At 69.5% G+C, this 6328-nt stretch carries 7 protein-coding genes; 2 read left to right on the top strand and 5 right to left on the bottom strand.

Translation table 11 applies throughout. The features are described from left to right. Positions 1–206 (top strand): hypothetical protein (locus ABD213_RS11880; RefSeq protein WP_344328737.1); only part of this gene is annotated, 206 nt, incomplete at its 5' end. Positions 207–215: 9 nt separating this feature from the next. Here the strand turns inward: ABD213_RS11880 and gdhA are convergent. The 5 genes from gdhA to dnaK are packed head-to-tail and all read right to left on the bottom strand — an operon-like array spanning position 216 to position 5596. Continuing rightward, positions 216–1544 carry an NADP-specific glutamate dehydrogenase gene (gene gdhA, locus ABD213_RS11875; RefSeq protein ID WP_344328757.1) on the bottom strand — a complete coding sequence of 443 codons (1329 nt, stop codon included), beginning with the start codon at positions 1542–1544 and terminating at the stop codon, positions 216–218. 58 nt (positions 1545–1602) lie between these two features. Continuing rightward, on the bottom strand, positions 1603–1995 hold the full coding sequence (locus ABD213_RS11870; protein WP_425546058.1) for a heat shock protein transcriptional repressor HspR: 393 nt from the start codon (positions 1993–1995) through the stop codon (positions 1603–1605). Between the two features lies 1 nt (position 1996). Beyond that, positions 1997–3139, bottom strand: coding sequence for a molecular chaperone DnaJ (dnaJ, locus tag ABD213_RS11865; protein ID WP_344328735.1), 1143 nt, complete (start codon positions 3137–3139; stop codon positions 1997–1999). 16 nt (positions 3140–3155) lie between these two features. Next, entirely contained in the window at positions 3156–3749 is a 594-nt protein-coding gene (gene grpE, locus ABD213_RS11860) for a nucleotide exchange factor GrpE (protein ID WP_344328732.1), read from the bottom strand. Next, positions 3746–5596 carry a molecular chaperone DnaK gene (gene dnaK / locus ABD213_RS11855; protein ID WP_344328727.1) on the bottom strand — a complete coding sequence of 617 codons (1851 nt, stop codon included), beginning with the start codon at positions 5594–5596 and terminating at the stop codon, positions 3746–3748. The genes grpE and dnaK overlap by 4 nt, the downstream gene beginning before the upstream one ends. Positions 5597–5753: 157 nt before the next feature. Here dnaK and ABD213_RS11850 point away from each other — a divergent pair, with 157 nt between their 5' ends. After that, on the top strand, positions 5754–6326 hold the full coding sequence (locus ABD213_RS11850; protein ID WP_344328725.1) for a hypothetical protein: 573 nt from the start codon (positions 5754–5756) through the stop codon (positions 6324–6326). The last annotated feature ends 2 nt before the right edge of the window (positions 6327–6328 follow it).

The following is a 6328-nucleotide window of genomic DNA, read 5'->3' as shown; positions in this document are numbered from 1 at the left end:
TCATCCACCTCTGCCGCCGCCACCACGGCTACAAGACCCGCGGCCGCCTCACGACGTCGTTCGCGCCCGACGGCACCCACCACTGGACCCTGCCCACCGGCACACGAGCGCCCTCACGCGTCCACCTACCTCGTCGATACCGACGAACCCTGCCCAACACCGAGAAGCACCGACACCGACCAGCCGTCGAGCTCGTCTGGGCCTGACGAGCGCCCTCAGACCACTCCCAGCGCCAGCATCGCGTCGGCAACCTGCGTGAACCCAGCGATGTTCGCCCCGTCGGCGTAGTTGCCGGGCAGGTCGTAGGCGTCGGCGGTCGTCAGGCAGAGGGTGTGGATGTCCCGCATGATCCCCTCCAGGCGCTGCTCGGTCTTCTCGAAGGTCCACGACGCGCGCGAGGCGTTCTGCTGCATCTCCAGCGCGCTCGTCGCTACTCCGCCGGCGTTTGCCGCCTTGCCGGGCCCGAACCGGACGCCCGCGTCGTGCAGCACGTCGATCGCCTCGGGCGTGGTGGGCATGTTCGCCCCTTCTGCCACGAACCGGCATCCGTTCCCCACGAGAGCGCGCGCCGCGTCGGCGTCCAGCTCGTTCTGCGTCGCGCACGGCAGTGCGACGTCGCAGGCCACGTCCCAGATCGAACCGCCCCGCCCGAGCTCGGCACCGTAACGGCGGTCCGCGTAGTCGGCGATGCGTCCCCGCTCGACCTCCTTCACCTGGCGGAGCAGATCGAGGTCGATGCCCTGCTCGTCGACGACGAAGCCCGAGGAGTCCGAGCACGCCACGACGGTTCCGCCCAGCTGGTGCACCTTCTCGATCGTGTGGATCGAGACGTTCCCTGATCCCGAGACCACCACCCGGCGACCGTCCAGTGACGTTCCGGCGGCGCCGAGCATCTCCTGGACGAAGAACGCCAAGCCGTAGCCGGTGGCCTCGGTCCGTACCTGCGAACCGCCCCAGCCGAGGCCCTTGCCCGTCAGCACGCCGGACTCGTACCGGTTCGTGATCCGCTTGTACTGGCCGAACAGGTACCCGATCTCGCGACGCCCGACGCCGGTGTCGCCCGCCGGCACGTCCGTGTGCTCGCCGATGTGTCGGTACAGCTCGGTCATGAACGACTGGCAGAACCGCATCACCTCGCCCTCGGAGCACCCCTTGGGGTCGAAGTCGCTGCCACCCTTGCCACCGCCGATCGGCAGGCCGGTGAGCGCGTTCTTGAACGTCTGCTCGAACCCGAGGAACTTCACCGTGCCCAGGTAGACGCTCGGGTGGAACCGCAGCCCGCCCTTGAACGGGCCGAGGGCGGAGTTGAACTCCACCCGGAACCCGCGGTTGATGCGCACCTCGCCGGCGTCGTCCACCCACGGCACCCGGAACATGAGCTGGCGCTCGGGCTCGCACATGCGACGCACGATCGACGCCTCCGCATACTCCGGGTGCTTGCGCACCGCCGGGCCGAGACTGTCGAAGACCTCCCGCACCGCCTGGTGGAACTCGCCCTCGCCGGGATTGCGCTCCACCACGTCGTCGAACAGGTCCTGCAGCATCGCCTCGACCACTCGTCACTCCCGTCTCGTCGGCCCCGAACGGCCAACGTAGTGGTGATCAGCGACGCGGGCGACGCCAGGGCGTCAGGTGCGACTCCGCGGCGAGGACGGGCAGGTTCTGCACCGTGCCGAGCGCTTGGTGGGCCAGGCTCAGCTCGGCCTGGAGGTCCGCGACCTTCGCCTGCAGCGCCGCCACCTGGTTCTCGAGCTCGATGACCCGGCGCACTCCCTCCAGACCCAGCCCCTCGGCGGTCAGCCGCGCGACGGTGCGCAACATCTCGATGTCGCGCAAGGAGTAGCGACGTCCGCCGCCGCCGGTGCGACCGGCCTCGACGATCCCGAGCCGGTCGTAGGTGCGCAGCGTCTGCGGGTGCAGCCCGGACAGCTCCGCCGCCACGCTGATCACGAACACCTTGGCCTCAGGACCCGGAGGAGTGAAGTCCATCGTCATCTCACGTCACCTTCTCGAACAGTCCCGCTCGCGGGTCTTCGCTCCCGCGCGCCTCACGCAAGGCTTCGACGGCCGACTTCTCGGCGTCGGACGGCTCCGCGGGCACCTGCACCTCGACGGTCACCAACAGGTCACCGCGGCCGCCGTTCTTCGTGGCCGCACCCTTGCCCTTCGCGCGGAACGTGCGACCGTTCGGCGTCCCCGCCGGGATCCGCAACGTCACGGGCGGACCCTCCAACGTCGGCACCTGGATCTGCGCGCCGAGCACAGCCTCGTCGTACGCGACCGGCACCGTCACGGTGAGGTGCTCGCCCTTGCGACCGAACAGCGGGTGCGGCGTCACGTGGACGACGAGGAACAGGTCGCCGTCGGGGCCGCCCTGCTCCCCACGACCGCCCTTGCCCTTGAGCCGGATGCGTTGACCGTCCTTGACGCCCGCAGGCACCCGCACCTGCATGGTGCGGCTCGCCGGCGAGCGGCCCGAGCCCTGGCACGTCGCGCAGGGGTGCTCCACGACCAGACCACGGCCGCGACACTGCGTGCACGGCTCGGTCATGGCGAACACGCCACCGGACGCCCCGGTCTGCATGCCGCTGCCCTGACACTTCGTGCACACCTGCGGCACCGTGCCCGGCTTGGCGCCCGTGCCGTGGCACGTGCCGCACGCCTCGTCGCTCGTCATCCGCAGCGGCAGCGTCGCCCCCTCCACCGACTGCTGGAAGGTGATCGTCGCCTCGGTCTGGATGTCGTCCCCGCGACGGCCCGGCGCCCGACGGCCGCGACCCCCGCGGCCACCGCCGCCGAAGATCCCGCCGAGCAGGTCGCCGAGGTCGAAGTCGACGCCCGGACCACCGGGCTGGCCGTAGCCGCCGCCCGGGGCGCCACCTCCGAAACCGCCCTTGAACTGCCCGAACAGGGTGCGCTGCTCGTCGTACTCCTTGCGCTTCTTCTCGTTCGACAGGACGCCGTAGGCCTCCGAGACCGCCTTGAAACGCTCCTCGGCGGCCTTGTTGCCCGGGTTGGAGTCGGGGTGGTTGTCACGCGCCAGCTTGCGGTACGCCTTCTTGATGTCAGCGGTCGACGCGTCCTTGGACACGCCCAACGTCGCGTAGAAGTCCTTGCTGGACCAGTCACTGGCGCTCATCGTTCGCCCCTCTCGTTCACTCCTCGCCGCTTCCGGACTCCTCGTCCGGCTGGGTCTCGGCGGGCTGCAGGACGCCGACCTGGGCGTCGCGCAGGACCTCCTCGCCCACGCGGTAGCCGGTACGGACGACGGTGCCGACGGTCGTCGTGGTGACCTCCGCTGACTCGCCGACCTGGAACAGCGCCTCGTGCAGGCGGGGGTCGAACACGTCGCCCTCGGCACCGAAGGACTCCAAGCCCTGCGCGGTGACGACCTGTCGGAGCTGGTCGGCGACGGCCTTGAAGCCGCCCTCGAGCTCACCGTGCTGCTCGGCCCGGCCGATGTCGTCGAGGACCGTCAGCAGCGACTTGAGCACCGACGACGCGCCCTGGGTGCGGGCGAGCGCACGGTCACGCTCGACCCGCTTGCGGTAGTTCTGGTACTCGGCGTGGACCCGCTGGAGGTCGGCGGTGCGCTCGGCGAGCTGCTGGGCGAGGTCGGGCTCGGCGCCCTTCTCCTGCTCCGCAGCCGTATCCGCGTCCTCCCGACCCGACCCCTCGGGCCCGGCGGCCTGCTCGGCCGCCGGGTCCTCGGGCGTTCCGGCGGGGTCCGTGGACTCCTCGGCCGTCACTTGTTCTCCTCGTCCTCGTCGACGATCTCGGCGTCGACGACGTCGTCACCCGCCGACTCGCCGGCAGCGTCATCGCCGGGCGCAGCGCCCTCGGACGCGGCCTGCTCGGCGGCAGCAGCGGCGTACATCGCCTCGCCCATCTTCGAGCTGGACTCTCCCAGCTTCGTGACGGCGGCCTGGACGGCGTCGTTGTCCTCACCCTCGAGGGCCGACTTCAGCGCATCGACGTCGGCCTGCACCTCGGACCTGACGTCGTCGCCCACCTTGTCGCCGTTCTCGGCGATGAACTTCTCGGTGGTGTGGACGAGCGCCTCGGCCTGGTTGCGGGTCTCGACGGCCTCGCGCCGCTTGCGATCCTCCTCGGCGTACTGCTCGGCGTCCTTGACCATCTTGTCGATCTCGTCCTTCGACAGGGCGCTGCCGCCGGTGATCGTCATCGACTGCTCCTTGCCGGTGCCACGGTCCTTGGCCGAGACGTTGACGATGCCGTTGGCGTCGATGTCGAACGTCACCTCGATCTGCGGGACGCCGCGCGGAGCCGGCGGGAGACCGGTCAGCTCGAACGTCGCCAGCAGCTGGTTGCCCGAGGCCATCTCGCGCTCGCCCTGGTAGACCTGGATCGCCACGGACGGCTGGTTGTCGTCGGCCGTCGTGAAGACCTCGCTGCGCTTGGTCGGGATGGTCGTGTTGCGCTCGATGAGCTTGGTCATCACGCCGCCCTTGGTCTCGATGCCGAGGCTCAGCGGGGTGACGTCCAGCAGGAGCACGTCCTTGACCTCGCCCTTGAGGACACCGGCCTGCAGGCTCGCGCCGATGGCGACGACCTCGTCGGGGTTGACGCCCTTGTTGGGCTCCTTGCCGCCGGTGAGCTGCTTGACGAGCTCGGAGACGGCGGGCATGCGGGTGGAGCCACCGACGAGCACGACGTGGTCGATGTCGCTCACGCTGATGCCGGCGTCCTTGATGACGTTGTTGAACGGCGCCTTGGTGCGCTCCAGCAGGTCGGCGGTGATCTTCTCGAACTCGCTGCGGGTCAGCGTCTCGTCGAGGAAGACCGGGCTGCCGTCCTGGACCGTGATGTAGGGCAGGTTGATCGACGTGCTCGAGGAGCTCGAGAGCTCGATCTTGGCGCGCTCGGCGGCCTCGCGGATGCGCGGCATCGCCATCTTGTCCTTCGTGAGGTCGATGCCGGTCTTGGACTTGAACGTCGAGACGATCCAGTTCACGACCGCCTCGTCCCAGTCGTCACCACCGAGGACGTTGTCACCGCTGGTGGCCTTCACCTCGATGACGCCCTCGCCGATCTCCAGCAGCGAGACGTCGAAGGTGCCGCCGCCGAGGTCGAAGACGAGGATCGTCTGGTCGTCGCCCTTGTCCAGGCCGTAGGCCAGCGCGGCCGCGGTGGGCTCGTTGATGATGCGCGAGACGTTCAGCCCCGCGATCTCGCCGGCCTCCTTGGTGGCCTGGCGCTGGTGGTCGTTGAAGTAGGCCGGGACGGTGATGACCGCGTCCGTGACGGGCTCGCCCAGGTAGGCCTCGGCGTCGCGCTTGAGCTTCTGCAGCGTGAACGCGCTGATCTGCTGCGGGTTGAAGCTCTTGCCGTCGATCTCGGTCTTCCAGTCCGTACCCATGTGGCGCTTGACCGACCGGATCGTGCGGTCGACGTTGGTGACGCCCTGGCGCTTGGCGACCTCACCGGAGAGCACCTCGCCGTCCTTGGCGAAGGCGATGACCGACGGGGTGGTGCGCGCACCCTCGGCGTTGGCGATGACGGTGGGCTCGCCACCCTCAAGGACGGCGACGACGGAGTTCGTCGTGCCGAGGTCGATTCCGACGGCACGTGCCATGGTGATTCCTCCTGATGTGGGTGCTGATCTGAGTGGAAGTCTGCGAACGCCCTCGTCGATCCGATCCTTGCCGGAAGCGACTCACTGACGTTGAGTCCAACCGTATCAACCTTGTCCGAGGTCGCACTATTCCGCCCCGTCCGCATAAAGTCCTCGCATGACCTCGCGCTCCCTCCGTGCCATGACGGCCGCCGTCGCCGCCTCCCTCGTCCTCGTCGCCTGCGGCGGGTCCGACGACACCGAGTCCGGCAACGGCAACGGCAACGGCGCGTCGTCGTCCGTCGAGCCGGCCAGTGGCGGGCAGACGCAGACGGACGAGTTCACCTTCACCGCCCCGGACGGCTGGGAGGACGTCGTCGACCAGATGGACGGCTTCGACCCCGAGGCCGCGTGGGCCGACCCCGAGCCCGAGGGTGACTTCGCCACGAACCTCAACGTGATCCGCGAGCCCAACGGCTTCGACGGCGACACCGAGGAGTATGTCGAGGCCAACCTGCGTTCCCTCGAGGCCGCCGGGTTCGCCGACCTCACCGAGGCCGGGACCTTCGGCGACTTCGCCGTCGTCACCGCGGGCGCGGAGCAGAACGGCGTCTCCTACCTCGTCAACCAGTACTACGCCGCCCGCGACGGCAACGGCTGGGTCGTCACCTTCTCCTTCCCGGAGGGCACGTCCGACGCCGAGCGCACCGAGCTGGCCGAGAGCGTCATGCAGACGTGGGAGTGGGCCTGAGG

It is taken from the genome of Aeromicrobium halocynthiae, assembly GCF_039531385.1.
In the GTDB taxonomy this organism is placed as follows: domain Bacteria; phylum Actinomycetota; class Actinomycetes; order Propionibacteriales; family Nocardioidaceae; genus Aeromicrobium; species Aeromicrobium halocynthiae.
This window is presented reverse-complemented; position numbering and strand designations above follow the sequence as displayed.